The following is a 24,059-nucleotide window of genomic DNA, read 5'->3' as shown; positions in this document are numbered from 1 at the left end:
GGTGTCCTCCGTGCGTGCGGCGCACGCCGCTGCCCGGTCGATGCGTTCCGTCAGGCGCCCCCGCGACACCACCCGACGCCGCGCCGGGTCCGGCGAAACCGCGATTGCCCACGGCATCCGGCCATGTTAAAAGTCGTCGCACGCATTTGAAAACGAAATGTTCGAATCCACAGAAGTGCAGAAATGAATAGACCCCTGTTCGACATCGACCTGCTGCGCGCGCTCGTGATGGTCGCCGACTGCGGCAGCTTCACGACGGCGTCCGCGCGCCTGCACTCGACGCAGTCGACGGTCAGCCAGAAGGTGCGCCGGCTCGAGGAAATCGCCGGGCACCGCCTGCTCGACCGCGGCACGCGCGACGTGCGGCCGACCGACGCGGGCGTGACGGTGCTCAGCTATGCGCGGCGCATGCTCGCGTTGAACGACGAGATGCTGGAAGCGCTGTCGGGTGCGACGGTCGCGCTGACGATCCGGCTCGGCGTGCCCGACGATTTCGCGGCGGGCCGCACGACGCATGCGCTCGCCGCGTTCAAGCGCGAGCATCCGCAGGTGAAGCTCGAGGTGATGTGCGGGCTGAGCCGCGACATCAGCGCCGCATACGACCGCGGCGAACTCGATCTCGTACTGATCAAGCAGCGCCGCGACAGCCGCGAGGCCGTCGTGCGCTGGCCCGAGAAGCTGCGCTGGATCGACAGCGCCGCGCATCCGTCGATCGATCTCGACCCGGTGCCGATCGTCGTGTTTCCGCCGCGCGGGCTCTATCGCGACGACATGATCAAGGCGATCGAGGAGCGCGGCCGCCGCTGGCGGATCAGCTTCACGACGTCGAGCCTGAGCGGCATCCAGGCCGCCGTCGCCGACGGGCTCGGCATCAGCGTGCTGCCCGCGCGCGTGGTGACGGACGAGCACGTCGTGCTGACCGCGAAGCAGGGTTTCGCGCCGATCGAACACATGGACATCGCGATCCTGCATCGGCCGACGGCCGACCCGATGGTCAGCGAACTGACGAAGGCGCTCGCGGCCATGCTGGAGCACGAGGAGTAGTAGGAAAGAAAACGCCGGATGCGGCAAGCAAGCAAGCGAACGAACGCCGCGACACCGCCGGCACGGCCGATGCGACGCGATCGCGCGCCCGATCCCCGTCAGAACATCGTGTTCCCGTTCGCGGCCTGCTCGGGCACGGGTTGATTGACGTCCCAGTGCTCGACGATCTTGCCGTTCTCGAGCCGGAAGATGTCCATGATCGCGCTGCCGCGCGTGCCGGGTTCGCGCACCGCGTGCACGTGCAGGATCACGTAGTCGCCGTCGACGAACGAGCGCTTGATCTCGCTGTGCGACCGCGGATACCTGTCGCGCAGGAACGCGACGAATTGGCGGAAGCCGTCGCGGCCGTCGGCCGCGTTCGGGTTGTGCTGCACGTAACGATCGCCGACATACGCGAGTGCGGCGTCGGCATCCTTCTCGTTCAGGCCTTTTTCATAGAACGCGAGCACCGTGCGCCGGTTCGCTTCCTGCTGCGCGTCCGTCGGCCCGGCCGCCACCGCATGCGCGGCGCTCACGGCGAACAGGGCCGCCGCCATCCATCGTGCGGCCCGTGCCGCGATCGTGCATCGCATCGTCTTCTCCCGGGAAATCCGGCTGAAAACCGGATCATACCGGGGCGATGCTTCACCCGGGTTTCACTCAGACCAGCGCGCCGTTACGCGCCACGATCTTCCCCGACGACACGACGAGCCGCCGCACCGGCCGTGCGACGACGGCCTCGGCGAACGTCAGCGCGTCGACCAGCACGACGTCCGCGCGGCTGCCCGGCTGCAGCCCGTAACCGTCGAAGCCGCAACCGCGCGCCGCGCCGTGCGTCACGCAGTCGAGCGCGACCTCGAGCGCGTCGTCGCGGCGGAAATCGTTGCGCATGCCGATCAGCATCGCGCGTTCGAGCATGTCGGGCGACCCGTACGGCGTCCACGTATCGCGCACGCCGTCGTTGCCGCCGATGACCGTCACGCCCGCCGCACGGCACGCGGCCACCGGCGGCACGGGCACCGCCGCCGGCGCGGTCGTGACGAGCCCGACGCCGAGTTCCGCCATCCGGGCAAGCAGCGCATCGCGCTCGCGTTCGGCGATATCGCCCAGACAGAACCCGTGGCTGATCGTCACCTTGCCCTGCATGCCGTGCGCCGCCGTGCGCTGCAGGATCAGGTCGAGCGAATACGCGCCCATCGAGCCGCGCTCGTGCAGGTGGAGGTCGAGCCCGCGGCCGTGGCGTTCGGCGATCGCGAACAGCACGTCCACCGCCTCGACCGGATCGCCTTCGATCGCGCACGGGTCGAGCCCGCCGAGCAGATCGGCGCCGGCGGCGAGCGCGTCGGACAGCAGTGCGTCGGTGCCCGGCCGCTTGAGCACGCCCGATTGAGGAAACGCGACGATCTGGATTTCAACCTGCCCGCGCAGCGTCTCGCGCGTCGCGAGCACGCCGTGCAGATGCCGCAGCCCGGCTTCGGTATCGATATCGACGTGGGTGCGGATACGCGTCGTGCCGGCCGCGAGGAATGCGCGCGCCAGCGCGAGCGACGCGACGCCGGCGTCGTGGCCGCTCGTCGCGCGATAGTGGCGCTCGTTCTCGATCCGGTCGACGAGGCGCGGGCCGACCTGGTTGCGATACCACGGCATCCCCCAGTGCGTCTTGTCGAGGTGCGTGTGGCCTTCGACGAGGCCGGGCAGCGCGAGCGCCCCCGCGCCGTCCTCGATCGCGCAGCCGGCGGGCGCGTCGAGCGACGGGCCGATGCGCGCGATGCGGTCGCCTTCGATCAGGATGTCGAGCGCGGCGTCGGCGCTCGGGCGGACGTTGCGGATCAGCAGGTTCGTCATGTCGGTTCCGGTGTGGTCAGTCAGTGCAGTCAGTGCGATCGGTACAGTCAGTGCAACGGAGCACGGCGCGTGCCGTGCCGCCGGCCGGGTCGGTCAGCGCGTGAAGCGCAGCGCAGGGGCGAACGGCGCGCCCGTGTCGCTTTCGCCGCGGCGGAATACCCAGCGCTCGGCCGGCACGCCCGCGACGGCCGCCGCCGCATTCGGCGCACGCACCGCGACGAACGTCGCGTCGCAGCCGACTGCGATTCCATAGTTCTCCTTGCCGATCACGCGCGCGCCGGCATGCGTCGCCATGTCCAGCGCGATGCCGAGCGCTTCGTCGGTGTAGAAGCCCGACCGATAGCCGACCATCATCGCGCGCTGCAGCATGTCGCCGTTGCCGTACGGCCACCATGCGTCGCGGATGTTGTCGTTGCCCGCGAACACGCGCACGCCCGCGTCGCGCAGCGGCTGTACCGGCGGAAACGCGCAGTCGCCCGGCGCATTCGTCAGGATCGACACGCCGGCTTCGGCCAGTGCCGCCGCGGTGCGCCGCACGTCGTCGTCGCGCACCTGGCCGAGCGCGTATGCATGGCTCACGTTCACGCGCCCGCCGAGCCCCGCCGCGCGCGTGCGCGCCGCGATCCGCAGCAGTTGCGCGATGCCCGTCTCGCCCGGCTCGTGCAGGTGGATGTCGATCTTCGCGCCGCGCTTCTCGGCGATGCCGAACACGATGTCGAGCTGGCCGTCCGCGTCGCCGTCGAGTGTCGTCGGGTCGATCCCGCCGACCACGTCCGCGCCTTCGCGCACCGCTGCGTCGAGGATCTCCGCGGTGCCGGGGCACGTGACGACGCCGGCCTGCGGGAACGCGACGAGTTCGATATCGACGATGCCGCGCCATTGCTCGCGCGCGGCCATCACGGCCTGCAGGTTCGACAGGCCCGTCGTCGCATCGACGTCGACGTGGCTGCGCATCGCGACCGTGCCGAACGCGGCGGCCTGCGCGATCAGCGCATTCGCGCGCTCGACGATCGGCGGCGCGGCCGCGAGCTGGCGCTTCTCGACCGCGAGCCGCTCGCGCAGCGTGCCGACCGTTTCGTGCGGCACCCAGCGATCGCCGACGAAGCTCTTGTCGAGGTGGATGTGGCCATCGACGAAACCGGGCAGCACGACGCGGCCGTCGAGGTCGATCGTTTCCGCGCCGGGCGCGGCCGCACGATCGGCGCCGATCGCGGTAAAGCGGCCGTCACGGACGACGAGGTTGACGGGCTGGCCGCCGGCGTCGACGGCGTTGATGAAGATACGATCGGTCATGGCTCGGAATGTGGGGCCGTCGCGGCACGTCACCGGCGCGGACAGGGGAAGGAACCGCAACCGGCACGGCGCGACCGTTGGCAGGGAGTCCGGCCACGATATCGGACGGCGCCGGCCGAGGCCAATTAAATGTCGCGATGCCGCGCATTCGATTTCGCGATGCGCGGCGCAAACGCCGTGCCAGCCACGTGCGGCTGCGGGGTCCGATCTCGTCGGCGACGGCCCGCATGCCGATGGCGCGTCGGGTGAGTCGCCGAAGCCGAAGTTTCGCGCGCCGGCATCGAGGGGCCGACTGCCTCGCAGGATAAGCCGCCGGACCGCTGTCGATCCGCGTCATCGCAGTTGCCGAACGGGCGCCGCCGCCCTCGCCGGGCATTGCGCGATTGCCCTGCCCGGGCGGCGATTTACGCGGCAACAGACTTTACACGTTGTTACCCGGCCGCACCGGACGCGCCACCTGCCATTCCTTATACTCACGCCGAGTTCGCCACCCGTCCTGGAATTCGTCGGCGAACCCGTTGCCGATGCAGGAATCATCATGATGCGCATGCCTTCCACGAAGACCGTTCTGTTCGCCTCGCTCGTCGCCGTCGCGGCGCTTCCGCTGACCGCCTGCGTCGCGCCGGGTTACTACGGCGCGCAGCCGGGATATCCGCAGCAACAGCAATACGCGACGCCCGGCTACGCGCAGCCCGCGTATTCGCAACCGGGCTACGTGCAGCAGCAACAGCCGTATCCGAACCAGGCGCCGCAACCGTACGATCAGTACGGCAACCAGCAGCAATACGGGGCGCAGCCGTATGACCAGTACGGCAATCAGCAGCAATACGGCAACGGCTACGGCACGCAGTACGGCACGGTCTCGAACATCCAGCCGGTCAACGGTTCGGTCGGCCCGTCGGGCGTGGCCGGCACCGTCGTCGGTGCGCTGGTCGGCGGCCTGGTGGGCAACCAGTTCGGCCGCGGCCATGGCCGCGATGCGGCGACCGTGATCGGTGCGCTCGGCGGCGCGGTGGCCGGCAACCAGATCGGCCAGCAGATGGGCGCCGCGCAAGGCCCGAGCAGCTACCGGATCGACGTGCAGGTCAGCGACGGCACGATGCGCTCGTTCGACGTGCAGTCGCCGGGCAACCTCCGGCCGGGCGATCGCGTGCAGATCAACGGCAACCAGCTGGCGCGGTATTGATTCGGACGCGGTGCGCCTGACCTGATCGGGCGCATCTTCGCGCGTTTGACGTCGGGGCCGGTTCGGCGCGACGGCGTACCTGCTTCACCCCATCCTTATCCTTCGTGCCGGCGCGGCGCACATGATGCGCCGCCGACATTGCCGCGACACCGTCGCCCTCAACGCCCCCGTCGCGCGATCGCTCACCCGCATCAACGCCCGCGCTCCCGCGCCTGGCCGTCACACCCGCTCGATGCCGAGCCCGACGCGCGTCGACCGCGCGGCTGCGCGACGCGCGCAAGTCACGCGGCCTGACGCTCGCGCAACTGTCCGAGCGTTCCGGTATCGCGATGTCGACGATTTCGAAGGCCGAGCGCGGCGACATTGCGCTCACCTACGACAAGTTCGCGGCGCTCACCCATGCGCTCGCGCTCGACTTCGACACGATGTTCGGCCGGCCCGCGCCCGCCGGCGCGATGACGCCGTCGTTCACGCCGGCCGGCCAGCAGATGGTCTACGACACGCCGAACCATGCGTACGGGATGCTCGCGAACGACCTGACCGGCAAGCGGATGGTGCCCGTGCGCGGGCGGATCCATGCGCGCAAGCTGTCGGACTTCGCCGACTACATCCGGCACAGCGGCGAGGAGTTCGTGTTCGTGCTGAGCGGCGAGCTGGAGCTGCGCTTCGAGAACGGCCACGCGTACCGGCTCGGCGCCGGCGACAGCCTGTACTTCGACAGCGCTGTCGGGCACGTGTACCTGAGCCTCGGCGACACCGATGCCGAGGTGCTCGCGTGCTGCGTCGACGGCGACGCGCGGCGGCCGCGCGACGCGATCTGAACGCAACGGCGCGGCCACGGCGAGCGGTGCGCCGAACGCCGACACGCGCGATCCGGATTCCCGTTAGGATCAGTACGATGCATCCCGCGGTCGTATCGGCCATATCGGCCCGCGCCGGCATGCACGACCCTCAACCGGAATCCCCTCGATGACGATCACGACTCGCCTGCTCGACGCGGCCGACGCCGCCCGTTTCCAGACCGTTCGCCTGCGTGCGGTCGACACCGCGCCCACTTCTTTCCTGCCGACGCCCGACGAAGAATCGCAGGTGCCGGTCGACGAATTCGCGATACGCATCACGCCGACCCACGAACGTGCCGTGTTCGGCGCATTCGACGGCGATACGCTCGTCGGCATCACCGGCGTGCGCCGCGATGCGCGCGCGAAGATCGCGCACAAGGCGACGATCTGGGGCGTGTTCGTCGATCCCGCCTATCGCGGGCAGGGCATCGCGCAGACGCTGCTCGAAAACGCGACCGCGCATGCGGCGCAGGCGTGGGGCTGCAAGCAACTGATGCTGTGCGTGAACGAGGTCAACGCCAACGCGGAGCGGTTGTACGCCTCGCAAGGGTTCGTCCGGTTCGGCACGGAACCGCGCTCGCTGTTCGTCGACGGGCGGTTCTACGACGAACACCACATGATCAAGACGCTGGCTTGACGCGTCCGGTCTGGCGATCGCGTTTGCCGGCCGCGCCCGGACGCAAACGCTCGCCCCCTCTCGCCCATGCGCATGCCGGCATGCCTGCCCGGCAATCGCCTCGTTCGTCGGCGCCGACTACTGGCGGCGCCTCCCCGACGAGCTGTTGTGAATATTTATGCGCAAAAACTTTTATTGAAAAACGCGCGCCAAGCGATCCCCACCGGGTCGATTGCTCACTCACCCGTCGCCGCGATCGTTCCCGTCGCCGGCTCGCGCCCTGCGGAGGCGGCCGGCTCGAAGATCAGCACCATGTCGCCACGGTAACGTCCATTGGCTGGCGCCGCGTCGCCGGCAGCCCGCGCTTGCGCGCTGACCTTCACCTGACGGGTTTCGTCATAACCGTCGAAGCCGTCGTGCCCACGCTTTCCCAGCGTGAGCACGCGAGCGGCGTCGACAGTAATTTCGGCGTCGGCCGCGCTGCCCGCCAGCACGACCTTCGCGTTGGTCAGGTCGTCGCGGCCATTCGACAGCCTTAGCGGCTGCAGCAATGTGACGTTGATGTCTGGATTCGTCGTCCGTACGCGGATCGGCAGCGTTGCGCCGAGGGCCCGCTGGTCGCGATCCGTCGCGGTCAGTTCGACCACGTCGTATGCGGCGTTGTCCGGCCTCGAAACGAACAGGCTGTCACCAATGTGCGCGGTCAACGTGATCCGCTTGACGACGGCTTGCGGCGACGTCGGGCCGGCGTGGGCAATGCCGGCCAATACGCCGCATGCGACGAGTGCGGTGAGATGTGTTCCGATCTTCATTGAAGTGCTCCGTTTTCCGGATGGTTGTCGTTCGGGCACCTGATTCCGTCATCGCAGGAAAATCCGGGATTCATTTATCCCAAAATTAGCCGGCAATATCCCCGTGGAATTCGATATACCCAGCCGCATACGCGAACGCGCCGAGTCGGCGGATGCCATCTCGTACGCCGCCAGGATACGATCGCCAGCCTTTACCGGCAGGCTCCGACGCGCTCCTCTCGTCACGGCATGCAATAACGATAGGTCACGGAACGTCCACTAAAAATCCATGGAAACCTGCACGGTTCTTTCAGGATTCCATTCACCAATGCCATCTCGGAATCAAATAGGACACGGGAGTCGATCGCACCAATTTCCGCCCGCCCCCAACCCGCCTCGGTAATTCCGCCTCTGTTCAGCCCCCTGCCGGCCGCGCTATCGTTTCTCCTTCTTCACAGCCCAGGAGCTGCCTTTGCCTTCCCGCCACGGAGTCGACCTCATCCGCGCCCGCGCGCTGTTCGATCGCGAGCGCCAAGCGTTCACCGAAGCCATGCCGGTCTCCCGCGCCCTGTCCGCGGAAGCGTCCGAGCACTTGCTGTTCGGCGTGCCGTTGCACTGGATGCAGGACTGGTCGACGCCGTTCTCGCTGTATGTGAAGGAGGCGCGCGGCGCGACGTTCACCGACGTCGACGGCCATCGCTATGTCGATTTCTGCCTCGGCGATACGGGCGCGATGTTCGGTCACGCGCCCGAACCGGTCGCGCGCGCGCTCGTCGAACAGGCCACGCGCGGTTATACGACGATGCTGCCGAGCGAAGACGCCGCATGGGTGCCGCGCGAACTCGCACGCCGCTTCAAGCTGCCGGTCTGGCAATTCGCATTGAGCGCGAGCGACGCGAACCGCTTCGTGCTGCGCTGGGCGCGCGCGGCCACCGGCCGCAACACGATCGTCGTGTTCAACGGCTGTTATCACGGCACGGTCGACGACGTATTCGTCGATCTCGTCGACGGCCGCCCGGTGCAGCGCGACAGCCTGCTCGGGCAATCCTACGACCTGCTCGCGAACACGCGCGTCGTCGAATTCAACGACCTGGCCGCGCTCGAAGCCGCGCTGAAGGATGGCGACGTGGCATGCGTGCTGGCCGAGCCCGCGATGACGAACATCGGGATGGTGCTGCCCGACCCGGGCTTCTGGGCGGCCGCGCGCGAGCTGACGCGCCGCTACGGCACGCTGCTCGTGATCGACGAGACGCACACGATCAGCAGCGGCCCGGGCGGCTACGCGGTCGCGCACGATCTCGACGCGGACATGCTGGTGGTCGGCAAGCCGATCGCGGGCGGCGTGCCGTGCGCGGTGTACGGGTTCAGCGCCGAATTCGCGGAACGCGCGAAGCAGGCGAAGCTGAACGCGCCGCCCGGCCATTCGGGCATCGGCACGACGCTCACCGCGAACATGCTCGCGATGCATGCGATGCGTGCGACGCTCGCCGAAGTCGCGACCGACGCCGCGTATGCGCACATGTTCGAACTCGCCGCGCGGCTGGCGACGGGGCTCGAACAGGCGATCGCGAAACACGGGCTGCCGTGGTGCGTGACGCGTATCGGCGCGCGCACCGAGTTCCAGTTCGCACCCGTGCCGCCGCGCAACGGCACGATCGCGGGCGCGCAACTCGACAGCGAACTCGAGCACATCGTGCACCTGTACCTGCTGAATCGCGGCGTGCTGATCACGCCGTTCCACAACATGATGCTCGTGTGTCCGCAAACGACGGCCGACGATGTCGACCGGCTCGTCACGCAATTCGACGCGTGCCTGGGCGAACTGGCGTGATGTGATGCATCGCGCGTCCGGCCCGCCCGCAGCGGCGCGGCCGGACGCACGCCCGGCGCGACTTCCGCAGATCAGTCGGCGCGCGCACTCGCTTCCGGTTCCACACGCTGCGCCTCACGCGTATCGCCGTGGCTACTTCGGCAGATCCGTCGGATCGACCTGCGTGCCGGGCACGCCTGCGGAGCGCGCACTCACTTCAAGCTCGTCGCGCAGCGCCGCACGCGTATCGGCGCCGCCCGAGCCCGGCCCCGACGCCCGCCCGCCATCGAGCGCCGGCAGGATGTAGCCGTTCACCATCCGGCGGAACAGCTTCACGTTCTCCGCATCGCGCAGGCCACCGTCAATCGGCAGCACGCCCGTCATCACGATCACCGTGTTGCGCTTCGGCAGCACCGTGATGAATTGCCCCTTGAAGCCCATCGCGTCGAATTCGGGCTCGCTCTCGACGATGTTGTTGATCCACCAGTAGTAGCCGAAATGCGCCGACACACGCGGCGACGTCATCTGCGCGATCCACGCCTGCGGCACCACCTGCCGCTCCTGCCAGCGCCCACCGTCGAGCACGAGCATGCCGATCTTCGCCATGTCGACCGCGCGCAGCCGCAGCCCCCAGCCGGCCGACACGAGCCCCGTGCGATCCGCGCGCTCCCATGTCGCGCGCTTCATGTCGAGCGGGGCGAACAGACGCGCCTGCGCATAGCGCTCGACGGGTTCGCCGGCCGCCGCGCTCAACATCGCCGACGCGAGGATCGGGTTCACGTCGGTGTAGTCGAACGCGGTGCCGGGCGCGACCTTCGGCGCGGCCGAGACAGCAAGCTTCAGCCGGTCGGGCGCGGTGTAGTAGATCGGATCGTCCTTCGGGCTGAAGTCGTAATGCAGTCCGCTCGACATCGACAGCACGTGCTTCAGCTCGATGCCTCGCTTGTCCGCGAGCGCGCCGCCGAGGTCGGGGCGCCACGCGGCGAGCCGCGCGGCCACCGGCTCGTCAAGATGCACGGCGCCCTGATCGACCAGGATGCCCGCGACGAGCGACGTCACGGCCTTCGTCACCGAGTACAGCTCGTAGGTCGAATCGCGCGACGCGTTCGCACCGTAGCGCTCGAAGATCAGCTTGCCGTCCTTCACGACGAGCAGGCTGTAGACGTCGAGCTTCTGCTCGCGGATCCAGCGCGACAGCTCGACGAGCTTGCGCGAATCGACGCCGGCGTCCTCCGGCGCAGCGGCTTCGATACCGGTTTCATGCAGCGGCGGCAGTGCATCGGCCGCATGCGCTGCCGCCAGCGTCGGCACCGGCGCGAGCGCACCGCTGCCGATCAGCAGCGTCGCAAGCCGCGCGAGCAGCCGGCGCATGAAAGGCGCGGCACGCGATGCGGGCCGCCGCGAATCGGGCCATGCATCCGGATTGGCGATCATGTTCGTCATCTTTATCAAATCTCCGGCGCATCGTTGAATGCGGCGGCCGTGCCGGGCACGCCCTTCGTCTCGCGGCTGCGCGCCAGCTCGTCGCGCAGCGCCTGCGTCGTTTCCGCGCGCTCGACCGGCGGCTGCGCCGGCGTCAGCGCGGGCAGGATGTAGTCGTTCACCATCCGTCGATACAGGTTCAGGTAGGTTGCGTCGCGCAAGCCGCCGTCGGTCGGCAGCAGGCTCGTCATGACAACGACCGCGCGCTGCGCGGGCAGCACCGTGATGAACTGCCCCTTGAAGCCCATCGCGCCGAATTCCGGCGTGCCGTGTTCGACGACGTGACTGATCCAGCAGTAGTAGCCGTAATCGGCCGCGGCCGGCGACGGCGTCGTCATCTGCCGGATCCAGCCGGCCGGCACGATCTGCTTGCCGTTCCAGCGGCCGTTGTCGAGCAGCAGCATGCCGATCTTGGCCATGTCGACCGCACGCAGCCGCAGTCCCCAGCCGCCCGCCACCGCGCCGGTGCCGTCGGCGCCACTCCAGCGGTAGTGCGCGAAACCGAGCGGCTCGAACAGCCGCGAACGCGCGAACGCGTCCTCGCGCTCGCGCGCGGCGATCGACACGGCCGTGCCGACCAGCACCGGGTTCACGTCGATGTAGTCGAACTGCGTGCCGGGCGGCTGCGCCGCGCGGCTCGTCACCGCGACTTTCAGCCGGTCGGGCGCTTCGTAGTACAGCGGATCGGTGCCTTCGCGCGTCGTGTAGCGCAGCCCGCTCGACATCGACATCAGGTGGCGCAGCTCGATGTCCCGCTTGTCCGCGAGTTCGCTCGCGAGATCGGGCCGCGCGGCCGCGATCAGCGGCGTGACCTTCGTCGACGGGGCGAGCTTGCCCTCGCCGTCGAGGATGCCGGCGAGCAGCGCGGTGATCGTCTTCGTCACCGAATACAGCTCGTAGTTGTGATCGCGCGTGAGGCCGTCACCGTAGCGCTCGAACACGATCTTGCCGTCCTTCACGACGACGAGGCTGCGCACGTCCATCCGGTCGCGGCGCAGCCATTCGGACAGCCGCACGAGCGGCGCCGAATCGACGCCGGCCGATTCGGGTACGACGCTCGGCATGTCCTGCGGCGCGCCGCCGGCGGCCAGCGCCGGCCCGCCGCATGAACCGGCGACGATCGCTGCGGCCGCGATGCCGCGCATTGCGTTGGAAATACTCATCCTTGCTCCTGCTTAAACCGCGCCAGCCGCGTGGAACGGGCGCTCACATCGATGGACGTCAATCGAGGCACGGCTTGCCGGCCGGCACGAACTGCCCGCGCCCCGGCTCGGCCGCGAGCAGGCGGCCATCCTCGACGAGCAGCTCGCCGCGCGACAGGCAATGACGCGGCCAGCCCGTCACCTCGATCCCTTCGTAGGGCGTGTAGTCGACCGCATGATGCAGCGACGCATTCGCGATCCGCACGCGCTTGTCCGGATCCCACACGACGATGTCCGCATCGGCGCCGACCGCGATCGTCCCCTTGCGCGGATAAAGCCCGTACAGCTTCGCGGGGCGCAGCGACGTGAGCTCGACGAACTGGTGCAGCGACAGCCGCCCGCGACGCACGCCGTCGAACAGCAGCGGCAGCCGCGTCTCGAGCCCCGGAATCCCGTTCGGGATATGGTCGAACGAAACGGCCTGCCCGCCCGGATGCTTGCCGCACGGATCGTCGTAGCTGAACGGCGCATGGTCGGACGAGAACACCGAGAATACGCCCTGCTTCAACGCCTTCCACACGGCCTGCTGGTTCGCCGGATCGCGCGGCGGCGGGCTGCATACGCACTTTGCGCCTTCATAACCGTGATCGTCATGGCCGAGATCGGCGGCCGTCAGATACAGGTATTGCGGGCACGTTTCGGCGAGAATCGGCAGCCCGCGCGACTGCCCCCAGCGGATCTGCTCGATCGCCTCCGCGCCCGACACGTGCACGATCAGGATCGGCACGTCGACGAGTTCCGCGAACGCGATCGCACGATGCGTCGCTTCGCGCTCGACCACGGCCGGCCGCGCATGCGCATGGAAACGCGGTGCGACGTGGCCGTCGCCGAGCAGCCGCTCGGTGAGCCAGCCGATGCAGTCCGAATTCTCCGCATGCACCATCACGAGCGCGCCGTGCTCGCGCGCGACCGACAGCACGTCGAGCATCTGGCGGTCGTTCAGCTTCAGGTCGTCGTAGGTCATGTACACCTTGAACGACGTGTAGCCGTTCGCGATCAGCCGCGGCAATTCTTCCGCCAGCACGTGCGGCGTCGGATCGGCGACGATCAGGTGAAAGCCGTAGTCGACCAGCGCACGCCCTTCGGCGCGCCGGTGATAGTCGTCGACGGCCGCCTGCAGCGACTGCCCCTTCGCCTGCGCGGCGAACGGGATCACGGTCGTCGTGCCGCCGCACAGCGCCGAGCGCGTGCCGGACAGGAAATCGTCGGCCATCCGCAGCCCGTCGGGCATCGGTTGATCGAGATGGCAGTGCGCATCGACGCCGCCCGGCATCACGAGCATGCCGCTCGCATCGAGCTCGCGCGGCGCGCGCGGCAGCCCGTGACCGAGCATGGCCACGCGCCCCGCGCGGATGCCGATGTCGCACGAGAACCGGTCCGCCGCCGTGACGACGTCGGCGTGCCGGATCACGAAATCGAGATCGTTCGACATGGCGCCCGCCTCAGATCACTTCGCTGAAGAGACGGCCCCAGCCCTTCACCTGCCGCGTGTCGTAGTCGGCAAGCTGCAGCGCCTTCCACACGACGGTCGAGATCGTGTCGTAGATCGGGATGCCCGTTTCCTCCTCGAGCGCCGGCACCAGGTGCGCGGCGTTCAGGTTCGTGCAGAAGATCGAGATCGCGCGCGGGCCGGCCGCCGCGACTTCGCGCACCATGTTGCCGATCTCGTCGCCCGTCACTTCGGAGAACGAGAAATTGACCTTCAGGTTCAGGTGACGCTCGGCGATGCAGTTCAGCCCCGAACGGCGATAGTTGTCGACGATCTTCGTCTGCACGTCGTCGAGATACGGCGTGACGAGGCCGAACTCGTGCGCGTTCGTCTTCTTCAGGATCTCGTTGAGCGCGAGCACCGACGTGGTGGCCGGAATGCCGGTCGCCGCGGTGATGCGCTCGCACAGCCGCTCGTCGGCTTCGAAGCCGAGCCAGCCCGACGACGTGCCGTTCCACGCGATCACGTCGACCTTCGCGTCGGCGAGCAGCAGCGCGGCCTGGATGATCTTGTCATCGTCGAACTGGCCGAGCGCCTGGCCCGTCAGCGAGATCTCGGTGACCGGAAAGCGCGCGAAGTGCGCGGACACGCCCGGCAGGCCGGCGACCATCGCGCTCGTCAGCGGTTCGAGCGACGTGTTGGAGGACGGGGTGAGCATGCCGAGCAGGGTACGTTTTTTCATGACGGGTTTCTCTCTACCAGTGAATGCAGTCGATGCAGTGAAAGGGGTCGGTCAGACGGGGAGCTTGTTTTCGTAGTCGATCGCGCTGGAGCACACGAGCAGGCCGACGCCGGCCGCCGCGAACACCATCAGCGCAAGGAAATAGGAACCGGTGAACTGCACGATCGCGCCGACGACGATCGGCACGGTGACGCCGCCGATGTTGCCGCCGAGGTTCATCAGGCCGCCGAGGAAGCCGATCTTGTTGCGCGTGCCGAGCGACGACGGGATGCACCAGTACAGCCCGCACCAGCGCAGGAAGAACAGCGTCGACGACAGCAGCGCGACGCACACGACGGCGTCCTTCACATACGCGACCGAGAAGATCGACACCGTGGCGATCACCGCCGCGATGCCGAACAGCGTGCGCATCACGACGTTCGGGCGGCCGCCCGCGGCCTTCCACTTGTCGGCGATCCAGCCGCCGAGCAGTTCGCCGACGAAGCCGCTGAAAAAGATGATGAAGGTCGAGCCGCCCATCTGCTTGATGTCGAAGCCGTGCACCTTGTGCAGGTAGTTCGGCATCCACGTGAGCAGCCCGTAGAACACGCTGTTGAAGCACATCCAGCCGAAGAACATGCACCACACCGAGCGGTACTTGAAGAAGTCGCGCGAACGGCCCGACGCGCCGGCCGGCTCGGCCGCGAGATCGCTCGCATGCGACGCCTCGATGTATTCGGCTTCGAGGTCGTTGACGCCCGCATGCTCGCGCGGCGAGTTGCGGATGTAGTGCCACGCGAGCAGCCCGGCCAGCACGGTGCCGATGCCGGCCACCGCGAACGCGAGCCGCCACGAGCCGAGCACCGCGATCAGCCCGGCGATCAGCACCGCGCCCAGGGCCGCACCGAGCGGCGCGCCGCCGTCGAGCAGCGTGGCGCCGCGGCCGCGCTCGGTCTGCGTCATCCAGATCGCGTTGAGCTTGCCGCCGGCCGGGTAGATCGGCGCTTCGGCCGCGCCGAGGCCGAGGCGCGTGAGCAGCAGCGACGGTGCATTCGTGCACAACGCGGCGATCGCCTGGAAGAAGCCCCAGAACACGGTCGCCGTCGCGATCACGATACGCGGCTTGAACCGGTCGGCCAGCATCCCGCCCGGGATCTGCATCACGGCATAGGTCCAGAAGAACGAGCTGAGGATCAGACCCTCTATCGCGGGCCCGATATTGAACTCCTGCGAGATGTAAGGCATGGCGACGGACAGCGATGCGCGATCGACGTAGTTGATCGCGATGAGGCTCAGCATCACGACGAATATCTTCCAGCGAACAGCGGATTTGCCGACCGTCATGGCGGCGACACCGGAGGTTGAAGACATGGACGGACTCCAGGAGTGAACGAGGATGATCAGGACGTCGCGCAACGTGGAGTCGAGTATAGGATTAGAAATTTATAATTACCGTTAGCGTAAACGCTTGGTTTAATTGAGATTCTTTTATCACGATGTTGGTGCAGGGTAAGCCCCGATATCGTGATAAGCTCGCACCATCATGAGCCAGACACCCCGCAATCCCCTGCTTCTGCGCACGCGCGGCATGGCCGCCGAGATCGCCGCGCGCCTGCGCGTGATGATCGACGAGGGCGAATTGCCGCCCGGCGCGCGGATCGACGAAAAGGAACTCAGCCTCGCGTTCGACGTGTCGAAAACGCCGCTGCGCGAAGCGCTGAAGGTGCTCGTCGCGGAAGGCGCCGTCACGCATCGCCAGTACATCGGCTATCGCGTCGCGTCGATCGACCTCGACGACCTGGTCTCGACGTTCGAGCTGCTGCACGGGCTCGAGGCGATGGCGGGCGAGTTGCTGCGCAAGCGGATCGGCACGGCGACGCTCGCCGCGCTGCAGGCGAAGCACCGGAAGATGGTGGAGTGTCATGAAGCCGGCAAGCGCATCGAGTATTTCCGGCTGAACCAGCAGATTCATCAGATGATCGTCGACGCGGCCGGCAACCCCGTGCTGTCGGGCATCTATGCGTCGCTGATGTCGAAGGTGCACCGCGCACGCGGCGCCGCGAACACGGACACGCTGCGCTGGGCCGAGTCGCTGCACGAGCACGAGGACATCATGGCCGCGCTCGCCGACCCCGACCATGCGGTGCTGCCGCAGGTATTGCGCAGCCATTCGGAAAACACCGCGCGCGAGGTGCTCGCGATCCTCGATCGCACGCGCACGGCCGACGCGCCGGAACAGCGCTCGGCCGGGCGCGTGAAGGCTGCCGGCTGACGATCCGCTAGGCCGCCTGCAACGCCCGCCGCGCCACTTCCGCGAAATACCGCGCGCCCACCGGCAGGATCGCGTCGTTGAAGTCGTACGTCGCGTTATGCAGCGGCACGCCGCCGAGGCCACCCGCTTCACCGTTGCCGATGAACACGAAATTGCCGGGCACCGCCTGCAGGAACGCGCCGAAATCCTCGGAGATCATCATCGGCTGCACGTCGGCATTCACCGCCTCCGCGCCCGCGACCTGCGCCGCGGCCCGCACCGCCGTGTCGACCCACTCCGGCGAATTCACCGTCGGCGCGAACTCGTGCGTGTACTCGAACGTGCACGCCGCGCCGTGCGTGCGGCAGATCCCTTCGCTGATCTCGCGCATCCGCGTTTCCAGCAGCGCCTGCACGTCGCGCGAATAGCTGCGCGTGTCGCCCTTGATCGTCACCGTCGACGGCAGCACGTTGCGCAGCCCGTCGGTGATGAACTCCGTGCACGAGATCACCGCCTGCTGACCCGGATCGAGATTGCGCGACACGATCGTCTGCAGCGCGAGCACGACCTGCGCGCCGATCACGATCGGATCGATGCCCATGTGCGGGCGCGCCGCATGCGTGCCGCGCCCGTCGATCCGGATCACGAAGTTGTCCTCGCTCGCCATGATGCCGCCCGCGCGCGTCAAGAAGGTGCCCGCGCGCATGCCCGGCATGTTGTGCGCGCCGAAGATCGCGTCGACCGGGAAGCGCTCGAACAGCCCGTCGGCCATCATCGCCTTCGCGCCGCGGCCATGCTCCTCGGCCGGCTGGAAAATGAAACGCACCGTCCCGTCGAAATCCTTGCGCTCGGCCAGCAGTCGTGCCGCACCGAGCACCATCGACATGTGGCCGTCGTGCCCGCACGCGTGCATCTTGCCCGGCGTGCGCGACGCATGTTCGCGGCCCGGCGCGTGCTCGGCGATGTTCAGCGCGTCCATGTCCGCGCGGATGCCGATCGCGCGCTTGCCGGTACCGGCCGTCAGGTTCGCGACGAGCCCCGTGCCGCCGATCCCGCGATGCACGTCGAGCCCGAGCGTCGTCAGGATGCGCGCGACGTAGTCCGACGTGTTCACCTCCTCGAAACCCGTCTCCGGATGCTGGTGCAGGTGGCGGCGCCAGGTCTTCAGTTGCCCCTGCAGCGTGCTTTCGTCGATTGTGTCGATTGCGTCCATTGCGTTTGCCTCGTCGGTCGTAGTCGGTCGTCGTCGGTCGTGATGTCGTTCAGGCCGCCACCGTCGCGCGGGCCAGCCAGTCGCGCTGCCGCGCGAGCACGGCGTCGGCCGACTCGCCGACGCAGCTCCGGTACACGGACGGCGCCGTCGCGCCTTCCGTATTGATCGCCAGCACACGCGAACGCGCGTCGAGCCCCACCTGCCGCGCGCGTGCCGGGTCGCGCATCAGCACGTCCAGCCCCGCGACGCCGGCCGCGCCCGATTCGCCGGCCACGACCGGCACGTCGCGTTCGCTGCCGGCCGCGAGGCCGCGCATCGCCTGCACCGCGTCTTCGTCGTCGATCAGCATGAAATGGTCGATGCACATCTCGAGGAAATCCCACGCCAGCGGCGACGCCTCGCCGCACGCGAGCCCGGCCATCACCGAATCGACGCTGCCGGTCGCCTTGGTGGCGCGCCCGGCCAGTGCACTCTGGTACAGGCAGTCGGCCTGGCGCGGCTCGACGACGATGAAATGCGGCCGCTCCACGCCGTCGCGCTCCCACAGATAACTCGCGACACCCGCGGCGAGGCCGCCCACGCCGCCCTGCAGCAGCACATGCGTGAACGGCCGCCCGCCGTCCGGCGCCGCCTGCGCGGCGGCCTCGGCGGCGATCACGCCGTAGCCCTGCATCACGTCGCGCGGAATCGCCTCGTAGCCGTCGTACGACGTATCCGATACGACATACCAGCCGTTCGCCTGCGCGAGCTGTGCCGCGCAGACCACCGATTCGTCGTAGTTCCCCGCGATGCGCACGATCCGCGCGCCGTACGCGGAGATCGCGCGCTCACGCTCCGCGTCGACGTTCGCGTGCAGCACGATCACGCACCCGCAGCCGATCGCGCGCGCGGCGGCGGCGAGCGCGCGGCCGTGATTGCCGTCGGTCGCGCTGATCACCGTCAGGTCGGCCAGTTCGGACGCATAGCGGCCGGTGACGAGCCCTTGCGGATCGAGATCCTGCTGGCGGCGCAGCCGCTTCACGAGCCGCACCAGCGCGATCGGCGCGCCGAGCGCCTTGAAGCTGCCGAGCGGCGAGCGGCACGACTCGTCCTTCACGCTGACGCTCGCGACGCCGAGCCGCGCGGCGAGATCCGGCAGCATGCGAAGCGGCGTGTGCGCGTGGCCGACGAGCGGCCAGTGCGACAGCCACGCGCCGCTTTCGTCGGCCGACGCGATGTTCATCACGCGTCGCAGCGCGTGGGGATAGGCAGCGCGCGATGCGCGGGGGTTGGCGATCAGCATGGCGAAAGGCTCGGGAACAGGGCCGCGCCGGCGGCCCGTCGGGTGGATCGGATCGGGCAAGCGCGGGTTGCGCTCGCCGTCGGTCCGAAAAATAATATTGCGCATCCCGGTCAATAAAATCGCCGAATCGACCGTCCATACGCAAAAATTTCTCATTCTTTCGAGGTTTCACGCACCATCATGACCACCCCACTCGATGCGTTCGATCGCAAGCTGCTGATGGAAATCCAGCGCGACGCGCAGACGCCGCAGAGCGAACTCGGCGCGCGCGTCAACCTGTCGACCGCGGCCGTGAACCGGCGCCTGAAACGTCTCGCGGACGACGGCGTGATCGAGCGCTACACCGCCGTCGTCGCACCGGACAAGGTCGATCATCCGCTGACGATCGTCGTCAACGTCGAGGTCGAAAGCGAGCAGATCGACCAGCTCGACGCGATGAAACGTGCGTTCGAGCGCTGCCCGCAGATCCAGCAGTGCTACTACGTGACGGGGGAATGGGATTTCGTGCTGATCGTCGCGGTGCGCAACATGGATCAGTACAACGCGCTCACGCGCGAGCTGTTCTTCGCGAACAACAACGTGAAGCGGTTCAAGACGCTGGTGAGCATGAGCCGCGTGAAGGTCGGGCTCGAGGTGCCGGTCGATCCGGGCGAATGAGTAAGTGAACGAGTGAGCGATTGCACACATGAAGCGGCCGGCACCCGATCGCGCGCACCGGCCGTTTCCCATCGACGGCTACGTCAGCGGCAACTGAAGCTCGCCGCCGAATTCACGTCGCCTGAACCGTTGTAGCGCGCCACCTGCGGATACGGGCACAGCGGGCGCGTACGACCCGCGCCCCATGACGCCGGCACATCCGCACTCGGCACCGCGTTCGTCGCGTCGCGCGCGGCGGCCACCACCGTAGCGGGCGCCTGCCCCTGCTCGACCCACGCGACGAGCGGCGTCAGCAGGTCGAACTGGTCGGCCGCCGGCCCGCCCGAACAGTGGTTCATCCCCGGCACCGGATAAAGGCGCGCGAAATCCGACGCATCGCCGCCGTTTGCCTGTGCGAGCCGCGCATACCAGTCACGCGTGTCGTCGAACGAGAACACCGGGTCGCCGGTGCCGTGATAGACGAGCAGCTTCGCGCCGCGCGCCTTCAGCGCGGACAGGTTCGTCTCGTCGGGCGGCGTCATGAACGTCCACGCGGATTGCGTGTACGTGCCGTTCGTCGCGAAGATCGCCGGTGCGTCGTTGTCCATGTCGAAGCCGAGCGCGAAACCGGGCAGGTTCGCGAGCGTCGCGGCGCTTTTCGGCGGCGTCGTGAACGTGAACGCCATCGCGGCCGGATCGAGCGTGATCGAATTCGACTGCTTCCACGCGGCCCAGCCGCCACCGGCGATGCCCGGGTCGTACGGAAAGCCCGCGTAGAGTGCCGTGCCCGCGCTGTTGCGTGCGCCCGTGAACACGTTCTCGAGCGCGGTCTTCTGTGCGGGCGTCAGGCAGGCGCCCGTGCGCGTGCCGTTCGCGCAAGTCGGGACGTCCGACTCGACGCTGAAGTGCGCCTGGCACGCGGCGACGTCCTGCACCATCCCGTCGGCCGTGCCGTCGAGTGCATCGCATTTCTCGAGGATCTTCGCGCCGACGAACTGCCGCTCCGCGTCGGTGAAGCCGCTGCGGATGTCCGGCAGCCCGTTCGTCCCGGTCGCCGAGGCGATCTTCGCGAACTGCTGCGCGCCGTACATCTCGCCGATCGCCGCCTTCGGCAGATGAAAACCCGGATCGCCCGCGATGATGCCGTCGTAGTCGGCCGGGTTGCGCACGGCGGTAACCATCGCGTGACGGCCGCCGTTCGAGCAGCCGCCGAAATAGCTGCGGTCGGGCGCCTTGCCGTATGCGAGCCGGATCACCTGCTTCGCCATCGGCGTGAGCGCGTCGACCGCACCGTAGCCGTAGTCGATGCGCGCCTGCGGATCGAGGCCGAACAGCGGATTCTGCGCGGCACTGTGCCCGGAATCCGAACTGATCACGGCGAACCCCATGTTCAGCGCATCGTTCAACGGCCCGCCGCCGCCGATCTCGCCGGTCGCGGTCACGACATTGCCGTCGAGCCCGCCGTTCGCCTGGTAGAAGAAGCGGCCGTTCCACGCCTTCGGCAAGCGCATCTCGAAGCCGATTGCGTAGGTCTTGCCGTCCACCGCGCTCACGCGCTCGTTCATCTTCCCTTCGATCACGCAGTGCTCGGCGACCGGCTTGCCGGCCACCTTCAGCGTACCCGCGGCCGCGGTCGTCACCGACGTGAACGACGTGTTCGCATACGCGAGCTTCGCGGCGAGCGCGTCGCAGGTCTGCGCCATCGCGGCCGGCGTCGCGGCGCTCATATGTGTCGGCGTGGCGTTGACCGAATCGTCGCCGCCGCACCCGGCGAGCATCGCCGCCGCGGACAGCGGCGCAATGCAAAGGAATGCAGATTTTCTGTTCAAGATATCCCTCGTTCGTCAGGCTGCCGAATCAGAACATGTGCCGCACGCCGACCATCGCGCCGAGCTGCCCCATCCCTTCGCCGGGCGTCGTGCCGGGCCCGCCGCCGCTGACCGCGTAGCGTGCATGCGCGCTGTTCCACAGATACGACGACTGCGCGTAGACGGCCGTGCGCTTGGTCAGCAGATAGGTCGCGCGCAGCGTGGCCATCGTCGCGCGCGTGTCGTGCGCGCTGTTGACGATCCGGTAGCCTTCGCCGTCGACGACGAAATCCGGCTTCACCGCATACGACGCGCCGACGAAGAACAGGTCGGAATGCGCGCCCGGCGCGGCCGGCGAACCGGTCGACACGCGCCGCCCGATCCAGCCCGCGCCGATCCGCGCGCCGGCCGCCTGCGCATACGCGCTCACGTGCGTGCGCGCATCCTTGCCGCCGCTGCTCGTGAAAGGAACGGGCGCCACGCCGTCGAAGAAGTTGGCGGCCGCGCCGGTGCCGCCGCGCTGCTCCTCGTACGACGCCGCCGCGCCGAAATACGCGCTGTCGTACTTGAGCATCACCGACCAGTTGCGGCACTGCGTGGCGTCGCCCGGCACCTGGCCCGCGCACGTGCCCTGCCCCGGCGAGTTGCCGGTGCCCGCGCCGTCGCGGCCGAACGAGTACGCGGCGCCGAGCGTCACGCCGCGATACGTGCCGACGTAGGTCACCGCATTGTCGGAGCGGCCGTTCGGCACGTACGCGTCGAACGAGCCGAGCCCGTAGATGTCGGGGCCGATGATGTCCGCGCCCTGCAGCGCGAGATAGGTCATCGTGTACTGGCGGCCAAACGCGAGCGTGCCGAAGCCGCCCTTCAGCCCGACGAACGCCTGCCGCCCGAACAGCCGGCCGCCCTGCCCGAGATCGCCGCCGCGCACGTTGAAGCCGCTTTCGAGCGTGAACACCGCCTGGTAGCCGCCGCCGAGATCCTCGGTGCCGCGCAGGCCCCAGCGCGACGGCAGCTCGCCCGTCACGCCCGGCATGCGTACCACGTGGTCGCCGGCCGCGTTCGCGTGCGACACGAACTCGACGCCCGTGTCGATGATCCCGTACAGCGTCACGCTCGACTGCGCGTGCGCGCCGGTCGCGGCCAGCGCGCATGCGCCGGCCGCCAGCAAGGCTTTGGTGTGCTTCATGGTGTTCGTCTCCAGACCTGTGTCGTAATCGCGCTCTACCGGCGCTCGTGGTTGAAATGGGAAGAAATCAGTCGTGCGCCTGCGGGCGCCGGATCAGCATCAGCGCAGCGACGGCGGCGACGAGCGTGACGGGAATGCTCGCGCCGATCACGACCGACGCGCTGCGGCCCATGGCGAGCAGTTCGGCGGCGGCGAGCGGCCCGACCACCGAGCCGAGGCGGCCGACGGCAACGGCGGAGCCGACGCCGGTGCCGCGCATCGCGGTCGGGTAATAGATCGCGGCCAGCGCATACAGCACCGACTGGCCGCCGACGACGAACATCCCGGCCGCGAACGCGGCGGCGGACAGCCACAGGAGGCCGGGCGCGATCGCCAGCGCGGCGAGCGACAGCACGATCCCCGCGTACATGCCGCCGACCACGCGCGACGGACGCAAGCGGTCCATCGACATGCCGATGCCGAGCACGCCGAGGCCGCTGCCGATGTTGAAGAAGATCTGCACGATCCCGGCCTGGCTGCGCGCGAGCCCCTTCGCGGCCATCAGCGACGGCAGCCAGTTCAGCAGGAAATACAGCACGATCAGCGTGCAGAAGTAGCTGAGCCACAACGCCAGCGTCGTGCCGGTGCGCGAGCCGCCGAACAGCGTCTGTCCGACGCTGGGGCGCGCCGCGCCCGATGCGCTGACGTCGAGGAACGCACGCGATTCGGGCAGCAGTGCGAGCAGCAGCGGCGCGAGCAGCAGCGGGCCGACGCCCCCGACATAGAAAATGTGCCGCCATTCGGTGTCGCCTGCGAGCAGCACGCCGATCAGCGACGCGATCACGCCGCCGAACGGAATCCCGCAGTACATCACGGCCACCGCGCTGCTGCGCGAGCGTGCGTCGACCGCTTCCGACGACAAGGCAATGAGGTTCGGCATCGCGCCGCCGAGGCCGAGGCCGGTCAGCGCGCGAACGGCGACCAGCATCGCGAAGCTCGACACCTGCGCGGTCGCGATCGACAGCAGCCCGAACAGGCAGACCGACGCGATCAGCACGTGCTTGCGGCCGACCCGGTCGGCCAGCCAGCCGCCGAGCATCGCGCCCGGCAGCAGGCCGAACGTGCCCGCGCTGAACGCGAGCCCCATCTGTGAAACCGAGAGCCCGAATTCGTGGGCCATGCGCGGTGCCGCGACGCCGACCGACTGCAGGTCGAGCCCCTCGAGCAATGCGATCGCGAAACACAGGCCGAGCGTCGTCGCGACGGCCGGCCTTGCGGCAACGGAAGTGTCCATGTCGTCTCCTAACCGTGACTCGCGCGGCATACGCGGAACGCATGCGCGGTGTCCTTGCTTTATCGTGATCGGGTCTCGTCTATTTATCAGGTAACCTGATTAAGAACCCGAAAGAAAATCCCGTCGAGGGACGGGATGATTTAATAACAGGTAACCTGATATTTCAA

General features: G+C 68.3%; 21 protein-coding genes. 7 read left to right on the top strand and 14 right to left on the bottom strand.

The genetic code is table 11. From position 1 onward, the window contains the following. Nucleotides 1–183 precede the first annotated feature (183 nt). A complete protein-coding gene (locus ACTJLD_RS16660; protein ID WP_027790266.1) occupies nucleotides 184–1,044 on the top strand; it encodes a LysR family transcriptional regulator in 861 nt (286 codons plus the stop codon). A 98-nt stretch (nucleotides 1,045–1,142) separates the two neighbouring features. On the opposite strand, the gene ACTJLD_RS16655 is transcribed toward ACTJLD_RS16660, so the two are convergent. From ACTJLD_RS16655 to ACTJLD_RS16645, 3 genes are all read right to left on the bottom strand, one after another. After that, the gene (locus ACTJLD_RS16655) at nucleotides 1,143–1,616 is read right to left on the bottom strand and encodes a nuclear transport factor 2 family protein (RefSeq protein WP_059693161.1); all 474 of its coding nucleotides are present in this window, start codon (nucleotides 1,614–1,616) and stop codon (nucleotides 1,143–1,145) included. Nucleotides 1,617–1,683: 67 nt separating this feature from the next. After that, nucleotides 1,684–2,868 carry an amidohydrolase family protein gene (locus ACTJLD_RS16650; protein WP_059688094.1) on the bottom strand — a complete coding sequence of 395 codons (1,185 nt, stop codon included), beginning with the start codon at nucleotides 2,866–2,868 and terminating at the stop codon, nucleotides 1,684–1,686. A gap of 93 nt (nucleotides 2,869–2,961) precedes the next feature. Next, entirely contained in the window at nucleotides 2,962–4,161 is a 1,200-nt protein-coding gene (locus tag ACTJLD_RS16645; RefSeq protein ID WP_440659321.1) for an amidohydrolase family protein, read from the bottom strand. Nucleotides 4,162–4,699: 538 nt separating this feature from the next. Between ACTJLD_RS16645 and ACTJLD_RS16640 the strand changes: the two genes are divergently transcribed. The 3 genes from ACTJLD_RS16640 to ACTJLD_RS16630 all read left to right on the top strand — a co-directional run bounded on the left by ACTJLD_RS16640 (nucleotide 4,700) and on the right by ACTJLD_RS16630 (nucleotide 6,826). Beyond that, nucleotides 4,700–5,347, top strand: coding sequence for a glycine zipper 2TM domain-containing protein (locus ACTJLD_RS16640; RefSeq protein ID WP_440659320.1), 648 nt, complete (start codon nucleotides 4,700–4,702; stop codon nucleotides 5,345–5,347). Nucleotides 5,348–5,559: 212 nt separating this feature from the next. After that, nucleotides 5,560–6,168 carry a helix-turn-helix domain-containing protein gene (locus tag ACTJLD_RS16635; protein WP_440659389.1) on the top strand — a complete coding sequence of 203 codons (609 nt, stop codon included), beginning with the start codon at nucleotides 5,560–5,562 and terminating at the stop codon, nucleotides 6,166–6,168. A gap of 148 nt (nucleotides 6,169–6,316) precedes the next feature. After that, on the top strand, nucleotides 6,317–6,826 hold the full coding sequence (locus ACTJLD_RS16630) for a GNAT family N-acetyltransferase (RefSeq protein WP_027790260.1): 510 nt from the start codon (nucleotides 6,317–6,319) through the stop codon (nucleotides 6,824–6,826). 215 nt (nucleotides 6,827–7,041) lie between these two features. Here ACTJLD_RS16630 and ACTJLD_RS16625 read toward each other — a convergent pair whose 3' ends face one another. Then, complete coding sequence (locus ACTJLD_RS16625) at nucleotides 7,042–7,656, bottom strand: hypothetical protein (protein ID WP_321967788.1); 615 nt, start codon at nucleotides 7,654–7,656, stop codon at nucleotides 7,042–7,044. Nucleotides 7,657–8,068: 412 nt separating this feature from the next. Here ACTJLD_RS16625 and ACTJLD_RS16620 point away from each other — a divergent pair, with 412 nt between their 5' ends. Continuing rightward, nucleotides 8,069–9,427 (top strand): aspartate aminotransferase family protein, encoded by a 1,359-nt coding sequence (locus ACTJLD_RS16620; RefSeq protein ID WP_440659319.1) that lies wholly within the window; start codon nucleotides 8,069–8,071, stop codon nucleotides 9,425–9,427. A gap of 132 nt (nucleotides 9,428–9,559) precedes the next feature. Here the strand turns inward: ACTJLD_RS16620 and ACTJLD_RS16615 are convergent, their stop codons facing one another. From ACTJLD_RS16615 to ACTJLD_RS16595, 5 genes are all read right to left on the bottom strand, one after another. After that, complete coding sequence (locus tag ACTJLD_RS16615; RefSeq protein ID WP_440659388.1) at nucleotides 9,560–10,777, bottom strand: serine hydrolase domain-containing protein; 1,218 nt, start codon at nucleotides 10,775–10,777, stop codon at nucleotides 9,560–9,562. A gap of 77 nt (nucleotides 10,778–10,854) precedes the next feature. Continuing rightward, complete coding sequence (locus ACTJLD_RS16610; protein WP_175863623.1) at nucleotides 10,855–12,051, bottom strand: serine hydrolase domain-containing protein; 1,197 nt, start codon at nucleotides 12,049–12,051, stop codon at nucleotides 10,855–10,857. 58 nt (nucleotides 12,052–12,109) lie between these two features. Then, nucleotides 12,110–13,522, bottom strand: a complete 1,413-nt coding sequence (hydA, locus tag ACTJLD_RS16605; protein WP_091920753.1) for a dihydropyrimidinase — start codon at nucleotides 13,520–13,522, stop codon at nucleotides 12,110–12,112. A gap of 10 nt (nucleotides 13,523–13,532) precedes the next feature. Then, a complete protein-coding gene (locus ACTJLD_RS16600) occupies nucleotides 13,533–14,261 on the bottom strand; it encodes a maleate cis-trans isomerase family protein (protein WP_440659318.1) in 729 nt (242 codons plus the stop codon). A gap of 51 nt (nucleotides 14,262–14,312) precedes the next feature. Then, nucleotides 14,313–15,611, bottom strand: coding sequence for an MFS transporter (locus ACTJLD_RS16595; protein WP_440659317.1), 1,299 nt, complete (start codon nucleotides 15,609–15,611; stop codon nucleotides 14,313–14,315). Between the two features lie 172 nt (nucleotides 15,612–15,783). Between ACTJLD_RS16595 and ACTJLD_RS16590 the strand changes: the two genes are divergently transcribed. Then, the gene (locus tag ACTJLD_RS16590) at nucleotides 15,784–16,512 is read left to right on the top strand and encodes a GntR family transcriptional regulator (RefSeq protein ID WP_060315860.1); all 729 of its coding nucleotides are present in this window, start codon (nucleotides 15,784–15,786) and stop codon (nucleotides 16,510–16,512) included. Nucleotides 16,513–16,519: 7 nt separating this feature from the next. Here ACTJLD_RS16590 and ACTJLD_RS16585 read toward each other — a convergent pair whose 3' ends face one another. Beyond that, complete coding sequence (locus ACTJLD_RS16585) at nucleotides 16,520–17,704, bottom strand: M20 aminoacylase family protein (RefSeq protein WP_440659316.1); 1,185 nt, start codon at nucleotides 17,702–17,704, stop codon at nucleotides 16,520–16,522. Between the two features lie 49 nt (nucleotides 17,705–17,753). Continuing rightward, the gene (locus ACTJLD_RS16580; RefSeq protein WP_440659315.1) at nucleotides 17,754–18,986 is read right to left on the bottom strand and encodes a diaminopropionate ammonia-lyase; all 1,233 of its coding nucleotides are present in this window, start codon (nucleotides 18,984–18,986) and stop codon (nucleotides 17,754–17,756) included. Between the two features lie 180 nt (nucleotides 18,987–19,166). Between ACTJLD_RS16580 and ACTJLD_RS16575 the strand changes: the two genes are divergently transcribed. Continuing rightward, the gene (locus ACTJLD_RS16575; RefSeq protein ID WP_027790255.1) at nucleotides 19,167–19,643 is read left to right on the top strand and encodes an Lrp/AsnC family transcriptional regulator; all 477 of its coding nucleotides are present in this window, start codon (nucleotides 19,167–19,169) and stop codon (nucleotides 19,641–19,643) included. Nucleotides 19,644–19,726: 83 nt separating this feature from the next. Here the strand turns inward: ACTJLD_RS16575 and ACTJLD_RS16570 are convergent, their stop codons facing one another. The 3 genes from ACTJLD_RS16570 to mhpT form a co-directional block, all read right to left on the bottom strand. Next, on the bottom strand, nucleotides 19,727–21,451 hold the full coding sequence (locus tag ACTJLD_RS16570; RefSeq protein ID WP_440659314.1) for a tannase/feruloyl esterase family alpha/beta hydrolase: 1,725 nt from the start codon (nucleotides 21,449–21,451) through the stop codon (nucleotides 19,727–19,729). Nucleotides 21,452–21,479: 28 nt separating this feature from the next. Then, the gene (locus ACTJLD_RS16565; protein WP_027790253.1) at nucleotides 21,480–22,619 is read right to left on the bottom strand and encodes a porin; all 1,140 of its coding nucleotides are present in this window, start codon (nucleotides 22,617–22,619) and stop codon (nucleotides 21,480–21,482) included. A gap of 67 nt (nucleotides 22,620–22,686) precedes the next feature. Next, nucleotides 22,687–23,892: a 3-(3-hydroxy-phenyl)propionate transporter MhpT gene (gene mhpT / locus ACTJLD_RS16560; RefSeq protein ID WP_059651509.1), complete on the bottom strand. Its 1,206-nt coding sequence runs from the start codon at nucleotides 23,890–23,892 to the stop codon at nucleotides 22,687–22,689. Nucleotides 23,893–24,059 lie beyond the last annotated feature (167 nt).

The sequence above is a fragment of the Burkholderia sp. 22088 genome (genome assembly GCF_052045915.1).
In the GTDB taxonomy this organism is placed as follows: Bacteria; Pseudomonadota; Gammaproteobacteria; order Burkholderiales; family Burkholderiaceae; genus Burkholderia; species Burkholderia cepacia.
This window is presented reverse-complemented; position numbering and strand designations above follow the sequence as displayed.